The following is a 26,817-nucleotide window of genomic DNA, read 5'->3' on the forward strand; positions in this document are numbered from 1 at the left end:
CCTCTACATATTAACTATACAAATTTTGTGGCACCTTAGTAACGTTTAAATGAACGGTTATTTCCTCACGATCATGATATAGATGTTTAGCTTGTAACTCGTAATTAATACCTTGTTTCTCAAGCTCTTTTCTTATCATCGAAAGACATTCATAAACACTATCAAAGCGTTTTTTCATAGGGAGTTTTAAGTTAAATATAAACTCTTTTGCGTATGCATTTACTGCCCAGTCAATCATTAGCGTAGTCACTTTGGTTGGTTTTTCCACCATATCGCACACTAACCAAGTAATATTTCTTTTTTCTGGACGATATTTAAAACCATCGGCTCTAAAATGTTTAACTTGCCCAGTTTGCATTAAATCGTCATTCATTGGACCGTTATCAATCGCGCTTACAAACATACCACGGCGTACAAGCTGATAAGTCCAACCACCCGGGCATGCACCTAAATCAACACTGCGCATACCTGCTGCCACACGTGATTCACGTTGCTGTTCAGGAATAAATACATTAAACGCTTCATCGAGTTTTAACGTTGAACGACTCGGTGCATCGCTTGGCATACGAAGGCGTAAAATACCCATGAAAAATGGAGAATTATTAAAGCTATACGAGTAACCAACATAAGCCGTATTGTTTGTTAAAAACATGACATGCATTACTGGACGGTTTGCTTTTGGCTCACGCAGTACTGTATTTTGTTTTTCGAGGGCTTTTTTAAGCGGCGTTGATATTTTTTTACAGAACGTTAAAAGCTCTTTGCCTTCATTTGTATCTGGTGTTTCTACACGTAGCTCTGAGCACAATGTAAAATCTTTAGCAGCTTCAACTACTACACTTACACGGTCCTCTACTGGCATGTTTTCAAGTAATGTACCGGCAAACCATTGGCGTGCAAACACCATATTTTTAAAATCGACTTTTTTGATTATTTCGTCGCTGTGATGCGCTTCAAAACATTCGTAAACAACATAACCTGTATTTGGCTTTGCTTTTACATACCCTGCAAAACCCTGCTCTGCAGCATGAAACGTTATTTCAGCAGCGGCATCGTTTTCAAAACCACTACGACAATAAATCACAACACTAGACATATTAACCCTTAAACTCTTTAAAACTTAAATCGTGCAACTTGCACTAAAATAACAATCCAACCAATAATAAAGCACAATCCACCAAGCGGTGTTATCGGCCCTAGCCACTTCATATCTGTTAGAGCGAGTAAATATAAACTGCCACTAAAAAGTAGTGTGCCAGTTATGAAAAAGCCACCAGCCCAACTCAGATTTATGCCCCATTTAATTAAAATAGCCACCGCAATAAGTGCAAGGCCATGCAACATTTGATACTCAGCAGCTGTTTTAAAAACCCCTAATGAATACTCCGATAAACGGCTTTTTAAACCATGGGCAGCAAATGCACCTAACATAACCGAGAGCATACAAAAAACACTGCCGGTCATTAAAAATAATTTAATCATTTAACCCCCTAATCGAGTTTTAACACATCTCAACTTGTTGCTTAATAAATTCAACAGCACTTAGTGCTGCTGTTTCTCTATTTTGCAGTTCAGTTACACCACTTTTTTTACGTGGTTTTAATGAATGATCGCCATCAGGCAGCCATGTGATTAAAGGCTGTTTTGGCATTTCCATAGTAAGCAGTTCTTCACGTGTACCAAATGTATCTCGCTCGCCCTGTAATACTAAAAAAGGGCAAACAATATCAGCAAAATGGTCGGTGCGTAACTTTTCTGGCTTACCCGGCGGATGAAATGGATAACCAAATGCAATAACACCCGAAAGTTTTTGCTCGGTGCTGCACGCAAGCATTGATGCCATACGTCCGCCCATCGATTTACCGCCTATAAATAACGGTAAATCTGGCTGCGCCTTCGTTAGCACTTGCTCATAATAAATAAGTAGTTTTGGCGCTCGCTCAGGAGGCCTACGTTTATTGGTTTGTTTGGCAACTTGCATATATTCAAAATCAAATAAACCAACATCAACACCTTGCTCGCTTATTAATTTTGCCATGTGTTGCATAAAGTCAGAATCGCTACCAGCACCTGCACCATGCGCAAATATAAACTGTGCAATTGCAGGTTGTGCGGTGCTTTTAAACCATTCAATCATTATTAATACTCATGTTCTTGCTCATGCTCTACTAAGCTCAGCATCCACTCTTTAAACGAAACTATTTTACCAAGCTCTGTTTGCGATTCGCGAAGCACTAAGTAATATGCATTTTTACTTTCTAGACTGTGATTAAACGGAATAACCAAACGCCCTGCATCTATGTCGGGTTTAGCTAATACACTATTACCAATTGCCACACCTTGCCCATGTACTGCAGCTTGTAACACCATTGATGAGTGACTAAAAATAGGCCCTTGATTTACCTGGATGTTACGCACACCTGCAGTTTTCATCCACGTTTTCCAGTTTTTACGTGTGGTGTCATGCAATAAGGTGTGATGCGCTAAATCACTTGGTTGGTCAAGCGGCTTTGGCCCACTCAATAACATAGGGCTACAAAGTGGTACTAAATATTCAGTATGAAGTTTGTACGCTTGTACGCCATTCCAATGACCTCTTCCATAGTAAATAGCAATATCTACGTCATCAGTCAGTGAGTTTTCATCTTGATCTTGCGCTTTTATTCGCACATCTATCTCAGGGTGCAACTCATTAAACAAACTCAAACGAGGCACTAACCACTGAATAGCAAAGCTTGGCGTTAGGCTTACTGTTAATGAGCCTTTTGCACCACGGGCTAATAGCTTTTCAGTGGCATCAATAAGCTGAGTAAAAATCTCTTTTATATCTAAAAAATAGCCTTGGCCTTCTTCAGTTAATAATAATGAGCGGTTTTTACGTAAAAACAACTTTAAACCTAAATGCTCTTCAAGTGTTTTTATTTGATGACTTACTGCCGCCTGCGTTACATAAAGCTCTTCTGCTGCCTTAGTAAAACTTAAATGACGCGCAGCCGCTTCAAAGGCCTTTAATGCGTTTAGTGGAGGTACCCGTCTTGACATAATAACCAAGCTTAGAATTAGTTTTTCTTATGCGTGAGATTATATACATCATATAAGTTTGTGTATATTAAAGGCATAAAAAAAGCGACCTGAGTCGCTTTTTAATAAACATCATGCTTAATTATAAATCGCTTGCACTTGTATCAAGTGGAGCAAAGCTTTTAATTAAATCATCAACCGCTTTCATTTGCGTTAAGTACCCCTCTAACTTACTAAGCGCTAGCGCACATGGGCCATCACATTTAGCTTCGTTAGGGTTTGGATGCGCCTCAATAAATAAACCTGCAATACCTAGCGCCATACCGCTGCGTGCAAGCTCTGCTGCTTGTGCACGACGACCATCAGCAGAATCAGCTCGGCCACCAGGGCGCTGAAGTGCATGTGTTGCATCAAAAATAACAGGCGCCATTGCTTTCATGTCATCCATACCCAGCATATCAACCACTAGGTTGTTATAACCAAAGCTAGAGCCACGCTCACAAAGTGCGATGTTATTATTACCCGCTTCATTAAATTTAGTAATGATATGGCGCATTTCATGTGGCGCTAAAAACTGTGGTTTTTTCACGTTAATAATTGCACCTGTTTTAGCCATCGCCACAACTAAGTCTGTTTGACGTGCTAAAAAAGCGGGTAACTGAATTACATCAACAACTTCAGCAACAGGCGCTGCTTGATGCGGTTCATGTACATCAGTAATAAGTGGAATTTTAAACGTGTTTTTAATCTCTTCAAATATTTTTAAACCTTCTTCCATACCTGGACCACGGTACGAATTGATTGAAGAGCGGTTAGCCTTATCAAATGACGCTTTAAATACATAAGGAATATTTAATTTAGTCGTTACTTCTACGTAATGCTCTGCAACACGCATAGCTAAATCGCGAGATTCTAATACGTTAATACCACCAAACAATACAAACGGTTTGTTGTTTGCTAGCTCAATTTCATTAATTTTAATAATTTGGTCTTTCATTTAAATTCCTTACGGTGCAACTGCTTGCATCATTAATCCACAAATATAAGCCATATAAGTACCCACACCATAGCCAAGTACAGCTAGCAGAACACCAACTGGCGCTAATGACGGGTGAAACGCTGATGCTACAACAGGTGCAGACGCTGCGCCGCCCACATTAGCCTGAGAGCCTACGGCCATATAAAATAACGGAGCTTTAATAAGTTTAGCCACGAGTAACATTATACTTGCATGCACTAACATCCAAATTGCGCCAACTAAAAATAACCCAGGGTTATTGAAGATAGCGGTTACGTTCATGTGCAAACCAATTGATGCGACTAAAATATATAAAAAGCTAGAGGCTACCTTTGAAGCGCCAAACGCTTCTATTTGTCTAACTTTAGTAAACGATAAGCCTATGCCAATCGTTGTCGATATAACTATTAGCCAAAAGAACTTACTGTTTAAGCTATATTCTTTTGCCCATTCATAAGTAGTGCCAAAGTACGGACCTAAAAAGTCAGCACAAAAATGTGCTAAACCGGTTATACCAAATGCAATTGCAAGCAGCGTCATATAATCGTTAAGAGTAGGAATGCGTGCATGTTCTGCGTGATAGGCTTCAACCCGTTTTTTCAGATCTTCAATTGCGCTCGTGTCGGCACCCGTAGCTGCATCAATCTTTTTGTGGTTTGCTGCCATTAGCAATAAAACAGCCATCCAAATATTCGCGACGATTACATCGACTGTAATCATTACAGAAAATATATCACCGCCAACTTCAAACATTTCTTTCATTGATGCTTGGTTAGCACCACCGCCGATCCAGCTACCCGCAACGGTTGTCATACCGCGCCATACGGCATCAGGTCCATGCCCGCCAACAATACTTGGATCAAATGCACTCACTACTAAAATAGCTAATGGCCCACCGATAACAATACCTAATGTCCCCACTAAAAACATAATGAGCGCTTTAGGACCTAAATTAATAATCGCTTTTAAATCAATACTAATGGTGAGCAGTATTAAACAAGCAGGCAGTAAGTAGCGTGAAGCCACATAATAAATATTGGATTTGTTACCATCTACAATACCAAATGTATTTAATAACGAAGGTAAAAAGTAACACAGTAGTAAAGCTGGTACATATTTATAAAATCGTTTTAAAGCTGGACGTTCACTGTTTGAGGTTTTAAAAATAAACCCCAAAATAACAGCAAGTAAACCAAGCACAACGGCATCATTTGTAATTAATGCGCTTTGAGTTTCAACCATAATTATTCCTATTCTTAATGGTGCGTTTTATTATTATCTTCTAGTTCTTCTATCTGGTGTTGAATTATCTCTATTGCAGGATCGTCCGGACACTCATCGATAAAAAACTGTAAATCATCACGTGCCATTTTAGGGCAACCGAGCTGATTTAATAAGTAACCTCTGTCGCGTCTCTCATACGGGTCGTCGCCTATTAGCTCCATTAGCATCTCTACACAGGTCAAAGCATGACCAAATTTGTTTTCGCTAATGAAAGACCATTTTTGTTGAGCTAAAAATAACTTATATACTTCGTCATCAAAAATGAGCTCTAGAGGCTCTTGTTCTTGGCCATCATCTTCATCTGCATTTTCAGGGATGATATACCAGCTTTGTTGTCCACTGCTTGGCTCTATTATGTAGCCTTCTTCATCACTAATCGCCACATGTACACCAACATCACCCTGCGTAAGACTAAGATTTGCGTCAAAGCTAGCTTGTTGTAAAAAATGACAAAGTATAATTGCCAGTGTGGTAGGTGAGCCACTGCGCATAGAAAGCGTATAACTTAATGTATTTAATTTATATTCAGGCACTTTTAAGCCTGAGGCACTAAATAGCCAATCGCTGTAAAACATATCTAATAATTTTTCGAGACGATCGTGCTCATCACTCATTTTTAGACACAGCGCTGAGATTTGCTGTTCAAAGTCAGTTAAAGTCTCATAACATGGTGTTAAATCTATTTGAGGGTCCCATTTTGATTCTGCTTTAATACAGCGGTAAATTGCTGGAGGTGTAAATTCATCGTAAGCATCATCAAGATAAGATTCATCGTGTTCGTCAAACCCGAGGGTAGTCATTAATACTGCAACATTTTAGAAAACGAAGGCGTAGTTTACCTAACTTTAAAGCTATATACCAATATAGAGGAGTTTTTGAATATTTTCTGAAAAGGAGTCTTATTTGAGCTTTATAAAATAATTATAAAGCTCAAATAGTCAGGTATTTTAAAGCAAAAAAGCTGATTTAGACGTCGCTAAATAACCTATCGCTAAAATAACAGCGGTATTAACCAAAATGTAAGTAATTTTAGCCGTCATTTTAGTTTGTCTGGCGCTTTTAGCCCCAATACCAATATATATAACCACTAAAACTATTTTTTCCAAGAGCCAATATTGTTCAAATGGGTTTATTTTAGCCATAAATATAAGCGTAAGTGCAGACACTAATAACAAAGTATCTATACTGTGACTGCCAATCATTACCACTTTATTTTTTGCTATATTGCCACTACCCATTCGCGAAAAAGCGCGAACATAAAATAAAATTACACTCAACATCGCAATTGCCATGTGTGAATGCTTTACTGCTAAATAATCCATATGCCCCTGTACTTCTGTTTTATAAAAATTTAATCAGGAAAACGGCTAAGAACCGCTTCTAACTCATCAAGCTTCTCGTTAAATACTTCAACCAATTTTGGTTCAAAATGAGTACCTTTTTGAGCGTTAATTTCATCAACTACATTTTGCAAAGTCCAAGGCTCTTTATAGCATCGTTTATGGCGAAGTGCATCGTATACATCAGCAAGTGCAACTATGCGACCAAATACATTGATTGCATTACCGCTTAAACCTTCTGGGTAACCAGACCCATCCCATTTTTCATGATGCTCTTTTGCAATAATTGCACCTGTACTCACAATTTCATGGGGAGAGTCTTTTAAAATAGTATAGCCTTTATCAGTATGGGTTTTCATTACTTCCCATTCTTGAGGTTCTAACTTTGCTGGTTTATTTAATACCGCATCAGGAATGCCCACTTTACCTACATCATGAAGAGGCGACGCCAATCTTATTAAATCAGCATCATGCTTAGATAAACCATAACCCTGAGCTAAAATATGACAAATATGCGCTACACGCTTAACATGATTGCCTGTCTCGGTTGATCGTTGCTCTACCGCTTCACTTAATCTATAAACAAGCTCTTGTTGCGTTGCTTCTATTTCAGACTGGAGCTGTACATTTTCAAACGCAAGTTGCACGTTTTGAGAAAAAATCTTGATTAAATGACGCTGAGTATCTGTCAAATCTTTTGGGATCCCCGATATAAACAGCATCGAATTATGATTGTACTCACTGCTACAATACGCAAATAAGTAATTATCTTTATAAATAATACTTTTTTCATTAAGCGCCTGATGGCATGCACTTAACTGTTCAGCTTGTAATACCTCATCGAGCTCTTTACCTTCACTTTTTTCAAAGTCACCGGTACCCGAGCAAACAATTAGCTTTTTATTATTTTGTGCTTCCGGGTTTTGTGCAACTAAAGTAGTTGCATACATAGCTTGATCAGCAATACCCAATAAAGATGTTAATTGCTGCATAACGCCTTCAATAAAGTGCTCTATTGAATGCGCAGAAAAAATATCACGAGACGCTATAATTATCTTCTCAAGCCCTTCGCGTGACTGCTCTATTGAAATAATATCGCGGTACGAGCGCAGACTCGACATAATGACTGTAAATAATTTTTGAGCCGTTAGCTCCGTTTTCGATTTGTAATCGTTAATATCATAATTAATAATTACTTGTCGTTCAGGGGCTTGACCAGGTTGACCTGTCCTTAAAATAATTCGAATATGATTATTTTTAGCTTCTTCACGAATAAATTTAGCAACTTGCAAACCAGCGTCGTCGGTTTCCATTACAACATCAAGTAACACAATTGCGGCATCCGGATGCTCTTTTATAAGCTCTTTGGCTTCAGCTCCCGAATAAGCACTGATAAATTCTAAACGTTTATTTTGAAACTCAAAATCACTCAACGCTAGTTTTGTAACAGCATGAACTTCAGGTTCGTCATCAACGATTAAGACTTTCCAGGTACCAAGTTCAATCTCATTGATTGGTTCTTCTGGCTCATCTGAAAATAAAAAATCACCCATCATAGTCGAAATTCCTTCATGGCATTATTTAACGCACTAGTAAGCAATTATTATTCTTTAGGGCCACTGTGCAAACGTTACACGGTCATTATTACCAAAGTCTTTCACTGTTTTAATATTAACAAATGCCATTTTTTTGAAAAAATGACGAACAGCTTCACCTTGCTCAAAACCGTGTTCTATTAAAAGATAGCCACTAGATAACAAATAGTCACGTGATTGTGTAATTATTTGTTTAATATCAGACATTCCGCAATCATCAGCCACTAATGCCGACAAAGGCTCAAAGCGCACATCGCCCTGATTTAAATGTATATCACTGCTTTCAATATAAGGTGGGTTAGTGACAATTAGGTTGAATTTTTCACCGTGCAACTCACTAAACCAGTTGCTTTGCTTAACGTGTACGTTATTAATCGCCAATCGCTGCTGGTTACGTGTAGCAAGTGCAACAGCATCGCTTACTCTATCTACTGCAATAATTTGCCAATCAGGCATTTCACTACCCAGTGCCAACGCAATTGCACCAGTACCGGTGCCTAAATCAAGCACTTTAGCTGTAGCAGGTACAGCCACTTCGAGTGCTTGTTCTACTAACGTTTCGGTATCTGGTCGAGGTATTAAGGTTGTTGCGTTAACTTCAAGCGATAAACTCCAAAACTCACGCTGGCGCGTAATATGTGCAACAGGTTCACCGTTTAAACGCCTTTGGCAAAATGTATTAAATTGCTGTTGTTGCTCAGCGTTAAGTTCATGCTCTGGCCAAGTGAAAAGGTAACTGTGAGGTTTTTGAAGAATATGTAAAAGTAAAACTTGTGCATCTAATTTAGCACTTTCGCTGCTAGGTGCTAATAAATTAGCGCCTGCAGCAATAGCTTGTTCAAGAGTTTGGCTCACGACTACTCGTCGCCCATAGCCGCTAATAAGTCAGCTTGATGCTCTTGCATTAATGGGTCAATAACACAGCCTAAATCACCCGCTACCACTTCATTTAAACGATAAAGTGTTAAGTTGATACGGTGATCGGTAATACGACCTTGTGGGTAATTATAAGTACGGATACGCTCAGAACGGTCGCCACTACCTACTAAATCACGACGCTCAGATGCTTCTGCCGCATGGCGTTTCTCATCTTCAGCTTGTTGCAAGCGTGCTGCAAGTACCGACATCGCTTTAGCGCGGTTTTTATGCTGTGAACGCTGATCCTGACACTCAACCACGACACCGGTAGGTATATGTGTAAGTCGAATAGCAGAATCTGTTTTATTAACGTGCTGACCACCTGCGCCCGATGCACGAAATGTATCAACTTTTAAATCTGCTGTGTTAATTTGTATCGCTTCGGCTTCTGGTACTTCCGCCATTACCGCAACAGTACATGCAGAGGTATGAACTCGCCCTTGTGACTCGGTTTCTGGCACACGTTGTACGCGGTGTACACCTGATTCAAACTTTAATTGACCGTAAACGCCTTCGCCACTAATATTTGCAATAACTTCTTTGTAACCACCGTGCTCACCTTCATTGGTGCTCACAACTTCTACTTTCCATTTTTTAGTTTCTGCATAACGACTGTACATACGAAATAAATCGCCAGCAAAAATAGCCGCTTCATCACCGCCTGTTCCAGCACGTACTTCAACAAATACGTTGTTATTATCTCGTGGATCTTTTGGCAACATTAATACTTGAATTTGATCTTCAATTACCAAAATTTGCGCTTTAGCTTCTTTATATTCTTCTTGCGCCATTTCACGCATTTCAGGGTCAGAATCTTTAAGCATTTCTTCTGCACTGGCTAAATCATCTTGCGTTTCTTTGTAAGTTAAAAACGTTTTTACAATCTCTTCAAGCTCAGAATATTCTTTTGAAAGCCCACGAAAACGATTTTGATCACTAATGACCGACGGGTCGCTTAGCAGCGCTTGTACTTCTTCGTAACGCTCTACTAAGGTTTCTAATTTATTATAAACAGACTCTTTCATTTAACGGTTATTCCTGATCAATACCTAACATTTTTTTCAACTGGTTTAGCTGCGCCACTTCACCTTTTTTCGCTGCGTCTTGTATTGCACGGGTAGGCGCGTGCATTAAGCGATTGGTTAATTTATTGGCGAGCTCTAATATAATTTTTTCTGCATCTTTACCTGTATTAAGCTGACTAACAGCACGCTCTACAAGTTCTGACTTAATTGTTTGTACATCATTTCGATAATGGCGGATTAAATCTACCGAATCGAGTGAGCGCATCCACATTGCAAATTCTTTGGTGCGTTCAGTAATAATTATTTGCGCTTGCTGTGCAGCTTGCTCACGCGCTGCCATATTCTCGCTTACAATGGTTTGTAAGTCATCAACGGAATATAAATAGGCAGCATCTAGCTCACCTACTTGGCTTTCTATGTCGCGCGGAACCGCAATATCTATAAATAGCATGGGCTTGTGACGGCGCTGCTTAAGCGCTTGCTCAACCACCCCTTTACCAATAATAGGCAAAGTACTGGCGGTAGAACTAATCACTATATCGGCTTTATGTAAACGCTCTGGCAATTGCGCTAAAGCAATTACATCCGCCGACACTTCGTCAGCTAAGCTTCGAGCTCGCTCAATAGTTCGGTTCGCAACGGTAATGTTTTGTGGCTCATTTTGATATAAATGCTTGGCCACCAGTTCAATAGTTTCACCCGCACCAATTAATAAAACGTTTGTTTTATCAAGCTTGCCGTAAATATGTTTTGCTAAATTAACAGCTGCAAATGCAACCGATACAGCACTTGCGCCAATATTTGTTTCGGTTCTAACTTGTTTAGCCACCGAAAATGTTTTTTGAAACAATCTATCAAAAGTAACACCTACAGCATCGTGGGTTTTAGCGCTAAAAAACGATTGTTTTATTTGCCCTAAAATTTGCGGCTCCCCTAACACCAAAGAATCCAACCCACACGCTACGCGCATTAAGTGGTTAATAGCGTCATTACCTTCGTGACAATAAATATTATTACTCAGTTCATGTTCATCCAAACCATGGAAACTGGCAAGCCAAGTCAACAGTGTTTGGGAATTTTGCTGAGCGAGGCTACAATAGATCTCGGTTCGATTGCAGGTAGATACAATAACCGCTTCATTAAAGTCGGCATGGCCGCTTAATTGTTGCAACGCCTCTGAAATTTGCTCAGGCGAAAAAGCCACTTTTTCACGTAATTCTACGGATGCGGTTTTGTGATTTATACCTAGTGCTATTATGGTCATATTTGCCAAATATTGCTGAGCCCTACTTCAAAGGCGGTAATTTTACCAAAAATCAGCGGAATATGGAAAGTAAGGAACAACATTTGATTAGACAATATTTGATTTTATTCATGTTTTTTTTGTTTTTAGGTGGCTGTGCTCATCAAATTGATACAAAAACAACACTTTATGATGATTGGAAACCACGTTTAGCTGCTCAAAAAACTTGGCAGGTCGAGGGTAAACTCGCGTTTATTAGTCCACAAGAGCGTCAATCTGCAAACTTAAATTGGCAGCAAACAACAAATTCCAATAATTTAATACTAACTACCTTTATTGGTACACGTATTTTGTCACTTAAACAAACAGCAAATGGTGCTGAATTAGAGTTTGACGGCGATGAGTACTTTGATACTAATGCTGCAGAGCTTTTAAAGCGTTTAACGGGTTTTACACTCCCGGTTGATAACGCCGACAATTGGCTTAAAGGCACCATTGACGATCAAAGCTTAGTCGTTGATGAGCTAGGCCGTGCAAAGCAAGTGTTATGGTTTGATAACACAGGTAAAAAATGGCAAATAGATTACGGCACTTATATACAAAACGCAGGCTATTGGTTACCAACCAAACTAACGTTAAAGCATCAACAAATAAAAATAAAAATTCAACTCTACGATTGGCAATTTAAATAAATATGAATAACAAAACCTCTTTTTCACTGATTGCTCCGGCAAAACTCAATTTATTTTTACATATTAATGCTCGCCGAGAAGATGGTTATCATGAACTCGAAACCTTATTTACTTTTTTAAATTTTGGTGATGAGCTTTATTTTGAACTAACAACGAATGGCAGTATTTCTGTCGGTGGTGATACTAAAGACATACCCCTAAATGATAATCTCATCTATAAAGCGGCTTTATTATTACAAACACACAGTAAAACCTCTTTGGGTGTAAAAATAAATTTAATTAAACGCTTACCGATGGGCGGAGGTGTTGGAGGTGGCTCATCCGACGCTGCAAGTACTTTATTAGCCCTAAATAAATTATGGAAATTAGAACTAAATTTAGAAATCCTAGCCCAATTAGGACTTAAATTAGGGGCTGATGTTCCGGTGTTCATACAAGGGCAAAGCGCCATAGCGCATGGTATTGGTGAGAAATTACACCAAGTAAAACTTAAACAAAAATGGTACTGCGTTGTACACCCAAACCAACATGTAAGTACCGCAAAAATATTTACACATCCCGATTTAAAACGCGACACACCAAAAATAATAGGCGATTGGAAACACCATACTTTAACCAACGATTGTGAGCCTTTAGTTAAAAAGCTTTGCCCCGAGGTTGAAAAAACCCTCCAGTGGTTGCTAAAATACGCACCGTCGAAGATGACCGGGACAGGTTCATGTTGTTTTGTCGAATTTGCTAGTCAAGTTCAAGCACAAGATGTACTTGAAAATCTCCCCCATAATTGGCAGGGTTTTGTGGCTTCAAGCGCAAATGTCTCACCTGCTCATACGGAGTTAACCGCCATATTCGATCAATGAAGTAACGTACAAGTAATCATAAGTTAACCCGCAGTGGTATTTATCATTGCCCGTTAGTCCAAATATTCAGTGCCTGAGGAACCCTACCGTGCCTGACATGAAGCTCTTCGCTGGTAACGCAACACCTGAGTTAGCTCAAAAAGTTGCAAAACGTTTATATATTGAATTAGGCGATGCTGTTGTTGGCCGTTTTAGCGACGGTGAGATCAGTGTTCAAATAAATGAAAATGTTCGTGGCTCGGACGTTTTTATATTGCAATCAACCTGTGCCCCTACAAACGATAACCTAATGGAACTTATCGTTATGGTTGATGCTCTACGTCGTGCGTCTGCAGGTCGTATTACTGCCGTCATTCCTTATTTTGGTTATGCGCGCCAAGACCGTCGTGTACGCTCTGCCCGTGTTCCAATTACCGCTAAAGTTGTTGCCGATTTCTTATCAAGTGTGGGTGTTGACCGTGTTCTTACGGTTGATTTACACGCTGAACAAATCCAAGGCTTCTTTGATGTACCAGTAGACAACGTATTTGGCAGCCCTGTATTACTTGAAGATATGAAAGAACGCGACTTTGAAGACGTCGTTGTTGTATCTCCAGATATTGGTGGTGTTGTACGCGCACGTGCAATTGCAAAACTACTAAACGATACCGATTTAGCAATCATTGACAAACGCCGCCCTCAAGCAAACGTTTCTCAAGTAATGCACATTATTGGTGACGTGGAAGGTCGTGATTGTATTATCGTAGATGATATGATTGATACCGGTGGTACGTTATGTAAAGCCGCAGAAGCACTTAAAGAACATGGCGCTAAGCGCGTATTTGCATACGCAACGCACCCTATTCTTTCGGGTAAAGCAGCAGAAAACCTACGTGACTCGATGATTGACGAAGTAATTGTAACTGACTCGATTCCGCTATCTGACGAGCTTAAAGCCCTTGATAAAATTAAGGTACTTACGCTTGCTGACATGTTAGCAGAGACTATTCGTCGTATTAGTAACGAAGAATCTATCTCAGCGATGTTTGAACACTAAAGTTAAGCATTCCTGAGTATAAAAGCGCCTTTTGGCGCTTTTTTTGTAAGCGATGTTTATTTTGTCTGGGCGTGGTGGTATGATAGCGCGCCTTTTGGCTAGGGACCTTGGTCGCAAAGGCCCTACACATTTTAATAACTGGAGACATCATGTCTAACAAAACTTATACATATAACGCTGAACTTCGCGTAGAAACTGGTACTGGTGCGAGCCGCCGCCTACGTCGCGAAGACAAAGTTCCTGCAATCCTTTACGGAGCTGACAAAGAAGCTTTATCTCTTACTTTTGCTCATAAAGATATGATCAAAGCACAAGAAGACGAAGGTTTTTACACGCATATCCTTACGCTTAACGTAGATGGCGAAGCTGTTGAAGTAATCTTAAAAGATATCCAACGTCACCCATTCAAGCCTAAGCTTACTCACCTTGATTTCCAACGTGTAGATGCTACTCATAAATTTCAAACTAAAGTTCCTCTTCACTTCATCGGTGAAGATATTGTAACTAAAGCTGGCGCAACTGTTGTTCACCAGTTAACTGAAGTTGAAATTACGTGTCTTCCAAAAGCACTTCCAGAATTCATTGAAGTAGATGTTTCTAAGTTTGTTGTTGGCGATTCTGTTCATATTTCTGACCTTACTTTCCCTAAAGGCGTTAGCTCTGTAGATTTAGGTAAAGGCGAAGGCCATGATCAGTCTATCCTGACTATCAAAGCAAACAAAGCAGCTCCAGTTGAAGACGACGCTGCAGCAGCAGAATAATTTTTAAGGTCTCGCAACCTTGAATTCTATTCAAATGCTTGTGGGCCTGGCTAATCCAGGCCCCGAATACGCAAACACACGCCACAATGCAGGTGCTTGGTTCATCGAGCAAATCGCTGCACGCTACAACTGCACCCTAAAATACGATCCTAAATATCACGGCCTTACAGGCAAAGTGATCATTCAAGGCCAAGAATTCAAATTATTGATCCCCACTACTTACATGAATTTAAGTGGTAAAGCGGTCAGTAGTTTAGCTAATTTTTTCAAAATCCCTGTCGAGGACATTTTAGTTGCCCATGACGAATTGGATTTAGACCCAGGCGTTGCCAAATTAAAAAAAGGCGGCGGGCATGGCGGTCATAATGGTTTAAAAGACATTATTGCAAAAATGGCAAATCAAAAAGACTTTATGCGCTTGCGCATTGGTGTAGGTCATCCAGGGCATCGTGAAATGGTTACTGGTTGGGTGCTTGGAAAAGCGGCCAAAGCAGACCAAGAAAAGATGGATGCTGCTGTTGATGAAGCAGTTCGTTGTATGGAAATACTTGCAAAAGATGGTGTGTTAAAAGCACAAAACAGACTACATTCGTTTAAACCCTAATAACTTGGGTTCAAGCACATCGTTTAAACGAATCTAAACAAGGTATCTTACTATGGGTTTTAAATGTGGCATCGTTGGCTTGCCTAACGTTGGTAAATCAACGCTTTTCAATGCACTAACTAAAGCGGGTATTGAAGCCGCTAACTTTCCTTTTTGTACCATTGAGCCTAATACAGGTGTGGTACCTGTGCCAGATCCTCGTCTAGACGAACTTGCTAAAATAGTAAACCCTCAACGAGTTCTTACCACCAGTATGGAATTTGTAGACATTGCTGGCTTAGTAAAAGGCGCATCTAAAGGTGAAGGCCTTGGTAACCAGTTTTTAGCTAACATTCGTGAAACCGATGCAATTGGCCACGTAGTTCGCTGTTTTGAAGATGAAAACATCATCCACGTAGCAGGCACTATTGACCCTGCTGACGATATTGACGTAATCAACACTGAGTTAGTACTTGCTGATATGGATAGCGCTGAAAAAGCCCTTTTCCGTAATTCAAAAAAAGCAAAAGGTGGCGATAAAGACGCTAAAGAGCAAAATGCTGTACTTGAAAAAGTAAAAGTGCATCTTGACGAAGGCTTAACTTTACGTGGTCTAGCACTAACTAAAGAAGAAAAAGCAGCAATCAGTTCTATTAACTTCTTAACGATTAAACCAACAATGTATATTGCAAACGTTGCTGAAGATGGTTTTGAAAATAACCCATACCTTGACCGCGTACGCGCTATTGCCGCAGCTGAAGATGCGATTGTAGTTCCTGTATGTGCCGCTATCGAATCTGAGCTTTCAGAACTAGATGACGAAGACAAGCTTGAGTTTATGGCTGATCTTGGTTTAGAAGAGCCGGGTCTTAACCTTGTTATTCGTGGTGGTTATGAATTACTACAATTACAAACTTATTTCACAGCTGGCGTAAAAGAAGTACGCGCATGGACAATCCCTGTAGGTGCAACAGCACCACAAGCAGCGGGTAAAATCCATACCGACTTCGAGCGTGGCTTTATTCGTGCGCAAACTATTGCTTTTGACGACTTTGTTGCCTTTAAAGGTGAGAGTGGCGCAAAAGAAGCAGGGAAGATGCGTCAAGAAGGTAAAGAGTACATTGTTAAAGATGGCGATGTAATGAACTTCTTGTTCAACGTATAAGTACAAATTAAACCAATTTAACTTGGTAATAATTTTTAAAGGCTCGTTTTTACGAGCCTTTTTTGTATTTAAGCATTATAAAAATAATAATTAACCTCAACTAGTCTATCTTTGTAATATCGCTTAATGAAAGAAGTACAGGGTTAATTAAGATTCCGCGCCTTAAAGGCAGCTAAAAAAACAGCATTTTTATTAAATTTTAGCCTGTTAGCTTAATTTTCCTGCAAACAAACACAGTTAAGTGTTTTTTTGCAAAAAAGGTGTTGACGAATTTGGGTCATATCAGCATAATACGCCCCGCACTCAGCGATGAAGTGCTAACAAAAAAAGATGGCTAAGTAGCTCAGCTGGTTAGAGCACATCACTCATAATGATGGGGTCACAGGTTCAAATCCCGTCTTAGCCACCATTATTTTTTTGTTGCTCAATGAAGAGTTTAAAATAACTACCTTGTGTGCGGGAGTGGCGGAATTGGTAGACGCGCTGGATTTAGGTTCCAGTATCTTAGGATGTGAGAGTTCAAGTCTCTCCTTCCGCACCATAATTCTTGATAAGAATTAAAACTATCAATTGTTATTGTTGGGATATCGCCAAGCGGTAAGGCACCAGGTTTTGATCCTGGCATTCCCAGGTTCAAATCCTGGTATCCCAGCCAACAATGGCTAAGTAGCTCAGCTGGTTAGAGCACATCACTCATAATGATGGGGTCACAGGTTCAAATCCCGTCTTAGCCACCATTTTTTCTTTTAGAAATGGCTCTGCAAGAGTTAAATTGCAGCTCAATGAAGAGTTTAAAATAACTACCTGTACTTTATTGTACAAACGATGCGGGAGTGGCGGAATTGGTAGACGCGCTGGATTTAGGTTCCAGTAACTTCGGTTGTGAGAGTTCAAGTCTCTCTTTCCGCACCATTTCTTGATAAGAAATAAAATTATCATTAATTCTTTGTTGGGATATCGCCAAGCGGTAAGGCACCAGGTTTTGATCCTGGCATTCCCAGGTTCAAATCCTGGTATCCCAGCCAACTTCTTCTACCAAGGAAAGTTGGATAAAAGAATTGCTCTAGCTTAGAGTTTAAATTGGCAAATTGTTGATGCGGGAGTGGCGGAATTGGTAGACGCGCTGGATTTAGGTTCCAGTAACTTCGGTTGTGAGAGTTCAAGTCTCTCTTTCCGCACCATGTTCTTATAAGAACTAAAATTATAAAGAATTCTTTGTTGGGATATCGCCAAGCGGTAAGGCACCAGGTTTTGATCCTGGCATTCCCAGGTTCAAATCCTGGTATCCCAGCCAACTTCTTCTACCAAGGAAAGTTGGATAAAAGAATCGCTCTAGCTTAGAGTCTAAATTAGCAAATTAGTGATGCGGGAGTGGCGGAATTGGTAGACGCGCTGGATTTAGGTTCCAGTAACTTAGGTTGTGAGAGTTCAAGTCTCTCCTTCCGCACCATGTTCTTATTAAGAACTAAAATTAATATCAAATTTATAGTTGGGATATCGCCAAGCGGTAAGGCACCAGGTTTTGATCCTGGCATTCCCAGGTTCAAATCCTGGTATCCCAGCCAATTTGACTCCCCTGTCTAAAACTTCTCAATACTCATTAAGTTCAACTTACTTTCTCTGCATTTAAATAAACACTTATAAACTCATCTATTGTTATCGGTTTACTATATAAATACCCTTGTAAATAATCACAGTTCAGATTCAACAACGCCTGTTCTACTTCTTTAGTTTCTATTCCTTCAGCAACTACATCGCAATTTAATCGACCCGCTAAAAACAATGTAGATTCTACAATGGCGTAATCAGGCGAGTTAATAAGCATATCTTTGACAAACGACTGATCTATTTTTATTTGATTGATTGGCAGCTCTCTTAATAACGACAGCGACGAAAAGCCAGTACCAAAGTCATCAACACTAAATTTAAACCCGCGCATATTCAACTGTTGCATCATTTTTCTAGCAGCCGGTATATTTGTCATCATTGCACCTTCAGTAATTTCAAAAATTAACGAGTCGCTTAATGTAGGATCCGTTGCGAGTAAACTAATTATAAAATCGTAAAACTCACTGCTTTCAATATCTTTCGTCGATAAGTTGACATGTATGGTACCGGTGAAGCCAAATAGTTTTAGCTTTCTAATGTGATTAACGGCTTCTTGTACAACCCATTTCGATAAAGGAAAAATAAGCCCTGTACGCTCAGCTACGGTTATAAACTTTTCAGGACTAATAAAGCTAGCATCATCTTGCGGCCATCGTATAAGCGCTTCTAGGCCATGTAATTGCAGATCTTTAGAGTCCATTATGGGTTGTAAATAAAGCTCAAACTCATCTTTATGTAATGCCACTTTAATTTTGGCTGATAAATCAAAAAAGTCCTCAGCTCGTTTACCTATTGCAGATGAGTAATTTACCAAAGGTTGAAATGTTTTTTTAGCTTCGTGCAGAGCCAAGTCAGCTTTTTTTAATAGCTGATCGGGCAATCGGCTATCATCAGGAAAACGGCTTACGCCTATACTTAATTGTATTTTAACCATTTGCTCATTCGTACAAAACGGACTTTTGACGGCTGAGTTTATAATGTTTACACAATAATTCATGCTTTCATCTGTATCGGTATGCAGTAAAAATGCGAACTCATCGCCACCTATTCGATATAACTTAGCAATTCCGCATAATTCTTTATTTAGTTTATTGGCAAATGCAGCCAAGAGTTGGTCACCACACTGATGCCCAAACGCATCATTAATTTGTTTAAAGTTATTTAAGTCGATATAAAATAGTGAAAATGGGGAAGGATATTCAACTTGTTTACTCAGAGATTTAAAAAACTTATCGCGGTTAGGTAGAGTTGTTAAGTTATCGTGCTCAGTTTGATATTTTTGATACTGCGTTGCTTGCTCTATTTTAAGAATACTTTTTAAGCTCAGTTTAATAACTAAAAAAACAAACCCACCACCGCCAAGCAACAACATAGCCACCATATTCATAACGACGGGTGCAATGTCGTGATTGGAAAAATAATAAAGTACCCACCAATACCCTATAATAAAAAAAATAATAGCGCATAGCAGTACACTCCATGCTCTTTGCGATGTTTTTTTACAAACTTTAACGGTTGTTTTTAAGCTAGCAACAAGCAGTAGCGCACCTAAAATAATTATTACTGTAAAAAAATTATCCACACACAAGCTCTTTAAAGTTATTAAACTGCGATTTAGTGATGTAACACCAGTTAAATTAAAACCGTGTTCAATATAGCCGAGTCACTATTTGCTGACTTAAAAACAGGCATAAAAAAAGGCTCATAAATGAGCCTTTTAAATACCTACTTTAAATTTAGCCTAAATCACCGCTAATTGCGTATTTTAAAACCCAGTTTTTTATTGGCCCCGTATTATTGGCCATTTTTAAAAACTGGCTACGTGCCCATTTAAGTGGCGTAATTTGATTAGAAAACCCAAAGTAACACGCGTCCATCATGCTCATCATTAATAAATTAGCCCTGCGGCGAGCTCGTTCGTATTCTTTAAGTTTGAGAGGGCAACCTATATCGCCTGCTTCGTTTAAAACTTCAGCAAGTGCCACTACGTCCTGAAAACCTAAATTAACGCCCTGCCCTGCAAGCGGGTTAATTGTATGCGCTGCATCGCCCACTAAAACCAAACGCCCTTGCGAATAGCTATTTGCATGTTGGCGAGTTAGCGGAAATATCGCATGGGTTTGTACTTCAAAGTCTCCAGCAAGTTCTGGGAATTTATTCAGTATGTGTGTTTTTAACTGAGTTGGGTTTAGCCCTTTAAATGCTTGTAGTGTATTTGCATTGTCGTACCAAATTAAATTAGCGTACGGTGCCTGCATTGGTAAAAATGCTAATGGCCCGGTTGGTGTAAACTGTTGCCAGGTTTTAATTTGTTGCGGGGCATCGAGTTTAATTAATACCCCCATGCAATGCTGTTGGTACTGCCATCCCGTAATACCAATATTAGCTTTATCACGCAATTGCGATTGCCCGCCATCGGCGGCAATTACTAAATCAGCCGTATAGGTTTGATCACCATACACAAGCGTAATTAAATCATCCGTTTGCTCTACTTTAGTTACCGGTAATGATTGCTCAATAACCTCAATCTTGTAATGCCCAAATTGCTGCCACAAACTTGCTTGAATTAGACTATTTTCAATCAAGTGGCCTAAATGTGTCGTGTTTATGTCGGCGCAATCAAATAATAAATTGTCACCACCGCGCTCAAAAGCCTCTAATTGTTGATAAGGTGCTATGCGGTTTTGCCTTAAAAGAGGCATTGCGCCTAATTCATCAAGTAAATTTTCTGAAAAACGATTAATAGCAGACACTCTAATATCCACCTTATCACTACTAAGAATGTGCGATGGGTCTATTAGGTGTTTTTCAATTATGCGCACGCCAAAGCCTTGTTGAGCCAGCTTTATCGCCATAGCCGCGCCAACCATGCCTCCGCCAACTACTATCACATTATTTTTAGTCATGTTTTTCATCATTTTATTATTACTTGAGTCTGTTTTGATTGTATCAAAATTAATTTGTTTTATACCAGAGGATATCCCTAACAGCTGATTAAACTCACCCTGTATTGATTTGAGATCACAAACATGAAAACTATACTTGGATCTGGGCGGGTATCCAGCTAAAATACGCCTCCTTTAAGTGAGCATGCTTGCTCCTTAATCCTGTTTCTAGCACATTTTTGTGCCACTATCGAATTGAACACGAGGCAATATTTCAATGAGCAAAAAGCTGCATATTAAAACCTGGGGTTGTCAGATGAACGAATACGACTCTCAGAAAATGGCTGAACTTTTAGATGCCACCAACGGCTACCAGCTAACTGATGATGCAACAGATGCCGACGTAATCTTACTCAACACCTGTTCAATTCGTGAAAAAGCACAAGAAAAAGTATTTCACCAGTTAGGTCGTTGGAAGTTGTTAAAAGACGACAAGCCAGATTTAATAATTGGTGTAGGTGGTTGTGTTGCCTCACAAGAAGGTGACTCTATTCGCCAACGTGCACCATTTGTAGATGTTATTTTTGGCCCGCAAACGCTACACCGTTTACCAGAAATGATTAAACAAGTGCAAGGCGATAAAGGCTCATCGGTTGTTGATATTTCATTCCCAGAGATTGAAAAGTTTGACCGCCTGCCAGAGCCAAAAGCGGATGGCCCATCTGCGTTTGTATCAATTATGGAAGGCTGTTCTAAATACTGTACTTTTTGTGTTGTACCGTATACTCGCGGCGAAGAAGTTAGCCGCCCAGTAGATGACGTATTACTAGAAATTGCACAGCTTGCTGAGCAAAACGTACGTGAAGTAAATCTACTAGGGCAAAACGTAAACGCATACCGCGGCGACACACACGATGGCGAAATATGTTATTTCTCAGATTTAATTCGTCTTATTGCTGCTATTGATGGTATTGACCGTATTCGTTACACCACCTCGCACCCGGTAGAATTTACGCCAGACATCATTGACGTTTACGCTGATGTACCAGAGCTTGTAGATCACTTACACCTACCAGTACAAAGTGGTTCAGACCGTATATTAAACTTAATGAAACGTGGCCATACGGCAATTGAATACAAATCGACAATTCGTAAGTTACGCAAAATTCGCCCTAACTTAAGCATGTCGTCAGATTTCATTATTGGTTTCCCAGGCGAAAGTAAAGAAGATTTTGAAGCAACCATGAAGCTTATTAGCGACATTGGTTTTGATATGAGCTTTAGCTTTATTTACAGTGCACGCCCAGGTACGCCAGCGGCAGATTTGCCAGATGACGTAACAGAGCAAGAGAAAAAAGAACGCTTATACTTACTACAAAACCGTATTACACAAATGGCGCAGCAAATTAGCCGTCAAATGTTCGATACAGAGCAACGTATACTTGTTGAAGGTCCTTCTAAAAAGAACCCAATGGAATTACGTGGCCGTACCGAAAATAACCGTGTAGTAAATTTTGTTGGCCCGCACACAGTGATCGGACAGTTTGTTGACGTACGTATTACCGAAGCACTACCTAACTCTTTACGTGGTGACTTAATTCGTACAGAATCAGAAATGAACTTACGACGTGAAATAGCTCCTTCAGCTATTTTAACTAAAGCTGCAGCTGCAGAGCCAAAACCAGACACTGTTAACGAAATTGGCGTAGCTACTTTCGTTCCTTAGTCAAAATTATTAGCGCCAGTTAACGCTGGCGCAGTACTATAGGAAGCAATTTTGAGTAATCAGTTAAAAACATTAGAGATTTATTTAGAACCTGCCGATAACAAACGCCTTTCTTCTTTATGTGGCCCGTTTGACGAAAACATCAAACAAATTGAGCGCCACCTGGCTGTTGAAATAATTCACCGTGACAACTTCTTTAAAGTAACCGGTAAACTACACAACTGCGCCGGCGCTGTAGAAATCTTAAAAAACCTTTATGTTGATACTCAGCCAGTTCGTGGTGTTTTAGGCGAAATAGAACCCGAAGCCGTTCATTTAGCTATTACCGAATCAAAAGCCCTAGAGCAAGATGCATCAAGCAGCGCTTACGGCAAAGAAATGGTGATTAAAACGCGCCGTGGTGTTATTAAACCACGTAACGATAACCAAGGTGTTTATGTGGCTAATATTTTAAACCACGACATTACCTTTGGTATTGGCCCTGCTGGTACTGGTAAAACCTACCTTGCAGTTGCTGCCGCCGTTGACGCCCTTGAGCGCCAAGAAATACGCCGTATATTATTAACGCGTCCTGCTGTAGAAGCGGGCGAAAAGCTTGGCTTTTTACCCGGTGATTTAAGTCAAAAAATAGACCCGTACCTACGTCCTCTTTACGACGCTCTTTTTGAAATGCTAGGTTTTGAAAAAGTAGAAAAACTCATCGAAAAAAATATCATTGAAGTCGCCCCGCTTGCTTATATGCGCGGACGCACTTTAAACGATGCCTTTATTATTTTAGATGAAAGCCAAAATACCACCGCCGAGCAAATGAAAATGTTTTTAACCCGTATAGGGTTTAACTCAAAAGCGGTTATTACAGGCGATATAACACAGGTCGATTTACCTCGTGGCACACGTTCAGGCCTTCGCCATGCAATGGAAGTACTTGATGGCGTAAACGAAATTAGCTTTAACTACTTTAAAGCCCAAGACGTAGTACGCCACCCTGTTGTAGCACGCATAGTTGAAGCCTACGAGCGTAACGACGAAAGCGAGCGACTAAAGCGCATTGAAAAGCAAAATGCAAAAGACGCACTTGCAGCTCTTCAACAGCCTACCACTAAAGAGTAATACTTTGACAACCGAACTTGATTTACAAATAGCCTGTGAGTTTGACAACCTCCCAAGCGAAGAGCAATTTGCACTGTGGGCCGACAAAGCCCTTAGCCAATACCGTGATGAGTCTGAGCTCAGTATCGTTATTAGCGACGAAGCGCAATCGCAACAACTTAATAACGACTATCGCGGTAAAAATAAACCGACCAACGTACTGTCGTTCGAATTTGAAGCACCACCAGGAATAGATATTCCCTTGGTTGGTGATTTAATTATTTGCCCAGCCATTGTATTAGCTGAAGCAATTGAGCAAGAGAAGTCATTTCATGACCACTTTGCTCACATGGTTATTCACGGATGCTTGCATTTGCTTGGATTTGACCATATAAAGAGTGACGATGCTTTAGAGATGGAAAGCATCGAAAAGCAATTACTTGCAGAGCTAAACATAGCAGACCCATACCGGGACGATATTTAAATTAACGGAGCAATTAGACGCAATGAGCGACGGTAACTCGCAATCTAGCCAGGGTTCTTCTGGCAAAACGTGGTTGGGCAGAATAGCCCAAATGTTGCAAGGGGAACCCCAGAATAGAGAAGAGCTGGTCGAAGTTATTGCCGATGCGCAAGAACGAGACGTAATCGATCCTGAAACAAAAGAGATGATAGAAGGTGTGCTTGGCGTGTCTGAGCTTAAAGTGCGAGACATAATGGTTCCGCGCTCACAAATGATCACTCTTGAGATCGACAGCCCGCTTGAAGAGCTAATTCCAATGATGGTTGACTCAACTCACTCACGTTTTCCAGTGGTGATTGAAGACAAAGACCATGTAGAAGGTTTTTTACTCGCTAAAGATTTATTGCCACTGATCTTAAATAAAGACGAGCATTTACCATCAATACGCGATTATTTACGCCCAGCAATGGTAGTACCTGAGAGCAAACGTGTTGATACATTGCTAAACGAATTCCGTCAGCAACGCTACCATATGGCTGTTGTTATTGACGAATACGGCGGCGTATCGGGCTTGGTTACGATTGAAGATATTCTTGAAATAATTGTTGGCGAAATCGAAGATGAGCACGACGAAGAAGAAGAACATCAAGATATTCGTCGACTTGCTAAACATGTTCACGTAGTGCAAGCACTCACACCTGTAGATGACTTTAACGAGCATTTTAAAACAGGCTACAGCACAGACGAAGCCGATACTATTGGCGGAACTGTACTGCACGCATTTGGCCATATGCCAAGCCGTGGTGAAACGATTGACATAGAAGGTTACCAATTTAAAGTAACCAACGCCGACAATCGTCGTATTTTGCAACTGCAAGTCACCGTTCCTAAGGCTGATGATAACGACAGTGAAGAAACTGCTAACTAGACTTACCCTATTAGCAAAAGATAAAAAAGCATGGCTCGCACTCGTTGCGGGCCTTGTTTTAACTTTTGGCTATGCCCCCTTTGAAATTTGGCCCATCGTATTTGTTAGCCTTGGTGCCATAATTTTTTGCGTTAATCCCAATAATACCGGTAAAGCACACGCAAAAACCGCCGCTAAATATGGCTTTATATTTGGCCTAGGCTGGTTTGGTGCAGGTATAAGCTGGGTACATGTTTCTATTGCCACCTTTGGCGGTATGCCGCTTATAGCGTCGCTCTCGTTAATGGCTTTTTTGTGCGCCTACTTAGCATTATTTCCCGCACTTGCCTTTTGGGCAACTACACGCTTTGCCACTGGTCCTAAAAGCTTTGGCGCATTACTAATTGCCTGCTTTGCAATTAGTGAGTATTTACGTGGCACCGTACTTACCGGTTTCCCGTGGTTAAGTTTTGGCTACACACAAACCGACGGACCTTTAAGGCTGCTTGCCCCTTATATTGGCGAGTTTGGCTTAACCCTCGTGTGTATCGCTATTGGCTTTGCACTATATAAACTTACCCAAAAAGATTTTAAAACCCCGGCGGTTACTGCTACAGCTGTTGCGCTTATTTTTACAGGTGCAAACACCACTGGCAGTATTCATTACACAGATAAAAACATGTCAGTATTGCTCGTACAAGGGAACATACAGCAACACCTACGCTTTGAGCCCAGTGAGTTTTGGACCACAATGAGCAAATACCAAGACATGACCCGCCCACATTGGGATGCCGACTTAATAGTATGGCCAGAAGCCGCAGTGCCTGAAATAGAAATGCTTGCCGATTCCTACCTAGCCAATTTAGACAGTGCCGCCTCGTTTAATAAAACCGCCCTCGTGACCGGTATTGTTGACTACCAGCGAGACACCAAAAACATATTCAATACGCTTATCGTGGTTGGTAATAAAGAACGCAGCGACGAGCATGGGCATTATCATTACCTTGATAAAAACCGCTATCAAAAACACCAGCTATTACCTATTGGCGAATTTGTACCGTTTCAAGATTTACTGCGCCCTATTGCCCCGTTATTCGATTTACCTATGTCGTCGTTTACGCGCGGCGACAAAGTGCAAAACAACTTACGCGCCAATGGCTTTAACCTACTACCCGCTATTTGCTACGAAATAGTATTTGCCGACTTAGTACGCGGAAATTACAAAAGTGATTCTGATCTACTCTTTACGGTAAGTAACGATGCCTGGTTTGGCGACTCCATTGGGCCTTTGCAACATATGCAAATAGCCCGTATGCGGTCGCTCGAGCTACAACGACCTCTAGTGCGTGTTACAAACAATGGTGTAAGCGCCGTATACGACCCTATAAGCCACACACAACAAACCATGCCTCAGTTTGAAGCTACTATATTGAAAGCCAACATAAAGCTTATTAAAGGCGACAGCGTGTACAGCCAATATGGAAATATGTTTGTGTGGGGATTTGTGTTGTTGATGGGTGTTGTCGGGTTTGGGGTTAGGTTTAAAGTAGGTTCAATAAAGAGCTAAATAACATATTGAAAAATGAAAAGGTTTAGAA

General features: G+C 40.3%; 25 protein-coding genes and 10 tRNA genes. 21 read left to right on the plus strand and 14 right to left on the minus strand.

What is annotated here, in order from left to right; translation table 11 throughout:
- Window positions 1-10: 10 nt before the first annotated feature.
- From rlmM to hemA, 12 genes are all read right to left on the minus strand, one after another.
- Window positions 11-1,096 (minus strand): 23S rRNA (cytidine(2498)-2'-O)-methyltransferase RlmM, encoded by a 1,086-nt coding sequence (rlmM, locus tag WNY98_RS04930; protein WP_342877296.1) that lies wholly within the window; start codon window positions 1,094-1,096, stop codon window positions 11-13.
- A gap of 17 nt (window positions 1,097-1,113) precedes the next feature.
- Entirely contained in the window at window positions 1,114-1,482 is a 369-nt protein-coding gene (locus WNY98_RS04935; RefSeq protein WP_024600666.1) for a DUF423 domain-containing protein, read from the minus strand.
- A gap of 19 nt (window positions 1,483-1,501) precedes the next feature.
- Window positions 1,502-2,137, minus strand: coding sequence for an alpha/beta family hydrolase (locus WNY98_RS04940; RefSeq protein WP_342875369.1), 636 nt, complete (start codon window positions 2,135-2,137; stop codon window positions 1,502-1,504).
- 2 nt (window positions 2,138-2,139) lie between these two features.
- Window positions 2,140-3,042 carry a transcriptional regulator GcvA gene (locus tag WNY98_RS04945; RefSeq protein WP_024600664.1) on the minus strand — a complete coding sequence of 301 codons (903 nt, stop codon included), beginning with the start codon at window positions 3,040-3,042 and terminating at the stop codon, window positions 2,140-2,142.
- Window positions 3,043-3,163: 121 nt separating this feature from the next.
- The gene (kdsA, locus tag WNY98_RS04950) at window positions 3,164-4,018 is read right to left on the minus strand and encodes a 3-deoxy-8-phosphooctulonate synthase (protein WP_024600663.1); all 855 of its coding nucleotides are present in this window, start codon (window positions 4,016-4,018) and stop codon (window positions 3,164-3,166) included.
- Between the two features lie 9 nt (window positions 4,019-4,027).
- Window positions 4,028-5,281 carry a DUF819 family protein gene (locus tag WNY98_RS04955; RefSeq protein ID WP_290193219.1) on the minus strand — a complete coding sequence of 418 codons (1,254 nt, stop codon included), beginning with the start codon at window positions 5,279-5,281 and terminating at the stop codon, window positions 4,028-4,030.
- Window positions 5,282-5,295: 14 nt separating this feature from the next.
- On the minus strand, window positions 5,296-6,123 hold the full coding sequence (locus WNY98_RS04960) for a tetratricopeptide repeat protein (RefSeq protein WP_342877297.1): 828 nt from the start codon (window positions 6,121-6,123) through the stop codon (window positions 5,296-5,298).
- A 147-nt stretch (window positions 6,124-6,270) separates the two neighbouring features.
- The gene (locus tag WNY98_RS04965; RefSeq protein ID WP_342877298.1) at window positions 6,271-6,645 is read right to left on the minus strand and encodes a SirB2 family protein; all 375 of its coding nucleotides are present in this window, start codon (window positions 6,643-6,645) and stop codon (window positions 6,271-6,273) included.
- 29 nt (window positions 6,646-6,674) lie between these two features.
- Complete coding sequence (locus WNY98_RS04970; protein ID WP_342877299.1) at window positions 6,675-8,219, minus strand: DUF3369 domain-containing protein; 1,545 nt, start codon at window positions 8,217-8,219, stop codon at window positions 6,675-6,677.
- 54 nt (window positions 8,220-8,273) lie between these two features.
- Window positions 8,274-9,113: a peptide chain release factor N(5)-glutamine methyltransferase gene (gene prmC / locus WNY98_RS04975; RefSeq protein WP_342877300.1), complete on the minus strand. Its 840-nt coding sequence runs from the start codon at window positions 9,111-9,113 to the stop codon at window positions 8,274-8,276.
- Window positions 9,114-9,115: 2 nt separating this feature from the next.
- Window positions 9,116-10,201, minus strand: a complete 1,086-nt coding sequence (gene prfA, locus WNY98_RS04980; protein ID WP_024597763.1) for a peptide chain release factor 1 — start codon at window positions 10,199-10,201, stop codon at window positions 9,116-9,118.
- Between the two features lie 7 nt (window positions 10,202-10,208).
- Complete coding sequence (hemA, locus tag WNY98_RS04985) at window positions 10,209-11,465, minus strand: glutamyl-tRNA reductase (RefSeq protein ID WP_024605248.1); 1,257 nt, start codon at window positions 11,463-11,465, stop codon at window positions 10,209-10,211.
- Between the two features lie 83 nt (window positions 11,466-11,548).
- Between hemA and lolB the strand changes: the two genes are divergently transcribed.
- From lolB to WNY98_RS05065, 16 genes are all read left to right on the plus strand, one after another.
- Complete coding sequence (gene lolB, locus WNY98_RS04990) at window positions 11,549-12,136, plus strand: lipoprotein insertase outer membrane protein LolB (RefSeq protein ID WP_024598309.1); 588 nt, start codon at window positions 11,549-11,551, stop codon at window positions 12,134-12,136.
- Window positions 12,137-12,138: 2 nt separating this feature from the next.
- A complete protein-coding gene (gene ispE / locus WNY98_RS04995) occupies window positions 12,139-12,996 on the plus strand; it encodes a 4-(cytidine 5'-diphospho)-2-C-methyl-D-erythritol kinase (protein ID WP_342877301.1) in 858 nt (285 codons plus the stop codon).
- 88 nt (window positions 12,997-13,084) lie between these two features.
- Window positions 13,085-14,032, plus strand: a complete 948-nt coding sequence (locus tag WNY98_RS05000) for a ribose-phosphate pyrophosphokinase (RefSeq protein ID WP_007583957.1) — start codon at window positions 13,085-13,087, stop codon at window positions 14,030-14,032.
- 149 nt (window positions 14,033-14,181) lie between these two features.
- A complete protein-coding gene (locus tag WNY98_RS05005) occupies window positions 14,182-14,793 on the plus strand; it encodes a 50S ribosomal protein L25/general stress protein Ctc (RefSeq protein WP_008171830.1) in 612 nt (203 codons plus the stop codon).
- A gap of 19 nt (window positions 14,794-14,812) precedes the next feature.
- Window positions 14,813-15,397: an aminoacyl-tRNA hydrolase gene (gene pth / locus WNY98_RS05010; RefSeq protein ID WP_024605251.1), complete on the plus strand. Its 585-nt coding sequence runs from the start codon at window positions 14,813-14,815 to the stop codon at window positions 15,395-15,397.
- Window positions 15,398-15,449: 52 nt separating this feature from the next.
- The gene (gene ychF / locus WNY98_RS05015) at window positions 15,450-16,541 is read left to right on the plus strand and encodes a redox-regulated ATPase YchF (protein ID WP_007583951.1); all 1,092 of its coding nucleotides are present in this window, start codon (window positions 15,450-15,452) and stop codon (window positions 16,539-16,541) included.
- 332 nt (window positions 16,542-16,873) lie between these two features.
- Window positions 16,874-16,950 (plus strand) — tRNA-Met (locus WNY98_RS05020).
- Window positions 16,951-16,997: 47 nt separating this feature from the next.
- Window positions 16,998-17,082 (plus strand) — tRNA-Leu (locus WNY98_RS05025).
- A 39-nt stretch (window positions 17,083-17,121) separates the two neighbouring features.
- Window positions 17,122-17,196, plus strand: a tRNA-Gln gene (locus WNY98_RS05030).
- 5 nt (window positions 17,197-17,201) lie between these two features.
- Window positions 17,202-17,278, plus strand: a tRNA-Met gene (locus tag WNY98_RS05035).
- Between the two features lie 90 nt (window positions 17,279-17,368).
- Window positions 17,369-17,453: transfer RNA gene (locus tag WNY98_RS05040), tRNA-Leu, on the plus strand.
- Between the two features lie 38 nt (window positions 17,454-17,491).
- Window positions 17,492-17,566, plus strand: a tRNA-Gln gene (locus tag WNY98_RS05045).
- 71 nt (window positions 17,567-17,637) lie between these two features.
- Window positions 17,638-17,722 (plus strand) — tRNA-Leu (locus tag WNY98_RS05050).
- Window positions 17,723-17,760: 38 nt separating this feature from the next.
- Window positions 17,761-17,835 (plus strand) — tRNA-Gln (locus tag WNY98_RS05055).
- Window positions 17,836-17,906: 71 nt separating this feature from the next.
- A tRNA-Leu gene (locus WNY98_RS05060) sits at window positions 17,907-17,991 on the plus strand.
- 40 nt (window positions 17,992-18,031) lie between these two features.
- A tRNA-Gln gene (locus WNY98_RS05065) sits at window positions 18,032-18,106 on the plus strand.
- 41 nt (window positions 18,107-18,147) lie between these two features.
- Here the strand turns inward: WNY98_RS05065 and WNY98_RS05070 are convergent.
- Together WNY98_RS05070 and WNY98_RS05075 are read right to left on the minus strand one after the other, a co-directional pair.
- The gene (locus tag WNY98_RS05070; protein ID WP_342877302.1) at window positions 18,148-19,731 is read right to left on the minus strand and encodes a bifunctional diguanylate cyclase/phosphodiesterase; all 1,584 of its coding nucleotides are present in this window, start codon (window positions 19,729-19,731) and stop codon (window positions 18,148-18,150) included.
- A 154-nt stretch (window positions 19,732-19,885) separates the two neighbouring features.
- Window positions 19,886-21,055, minus strand: coding sequence for an FAD-dependent monooxygenase (locus tag WNY98_RS05075; RefSeq protein ID WP_294113249.1), 1,170 nt, complete (start codon window positions 21,053-21,055; stop codon window positions 19,886-19,888).
- Between the two features lie 256 nt (window positions 21,056-21,311).
- Here WNY98_RS05075 and miaB point away from each other — a divergent pair, with 256 nt between their 5' ends.
- Genes miaB through lnt form a run of 5 tightly spaced genes read left to right on the plus strand, consistent with a single transcriptional unit; the run spans window position 21,312 to window position 26,786 of the window.
- On the plus strand, window positions 21,312-22,760 hold the full coding sequence (miaB, locus tag WNY98_RS05080; protein WP_024598305.1) for a tRNA (N6-isopentenyl adenosine(37)-C2)-methylthiotransferase MiaB: 1,449 nt from the start codon (window positions 21,312-21,314) through the stop codon (window positions 22,758-22,760).
- A gap of 51 nt (window positions 22,761-22,811) precedes the next feature.
- Window positions 22,812-23,870: a PhoH family protein gene (locus WNY98_RS05085; RefSeq protein WP_007585598.1), complete on the plus strand. Its 1,059-nt coding sequence runs from the start codon at window positions 22,812-22,814 to the stop codon at window positions 23,868-23,870.
- A 4-nt stretch (window positions 23,871-23,874) separates the two neighbouring features.
- Complete coding sequence (ybeY, locus tag WNY98_RS05090) at window positions 23,875-24,333, plus strand: rRNA maturation RNase YbeY (RefSeq protein WP_002958542.1); 459 nt, start codon at window positions 23,875-23,877, stop codon at window positions 24,331-24,333.
- A 22-nt stretch (window positions 24,334-24,355) separates the two neighbouring features.
- Entirely contained in the window at window positions 24,356-25,240 is an 885-nt protein-coding gene (gene corC, locus WNY98_RS05095) for a CNNM family magnesium/cobalt transport protein CorC (RefSeq protein WP_007585597.1), read from the plus strand.
- Window positions 25,221-26,786: an apolipoprotein N-acyltransferase gene (gene lnt / locus WNY98_RS05100; protein ID WP_342877303.1), complete on the plus strand. Its 1,566-nt coding sequence runs from the start codon at window positions 25,221-25,223 to the stop codon at window positions 26,784-26,786. Before corC ends, lnt begins: the two co-directional genes overlap by 20 nt.
- The last annotated feature ends 31 nt before the right edge of the window (window positions 26,787-26,817 follow it).

It is taken from the genome of Pseudoalteromonas sp. AS71, from assembly GCF_038900275.1.
Classification (GTDB): Bacteria; Pseudomonadota; Gammaproteobacteria; order Enterobacterales; family Alteromonadaceae; genus Pseudoalteromonas.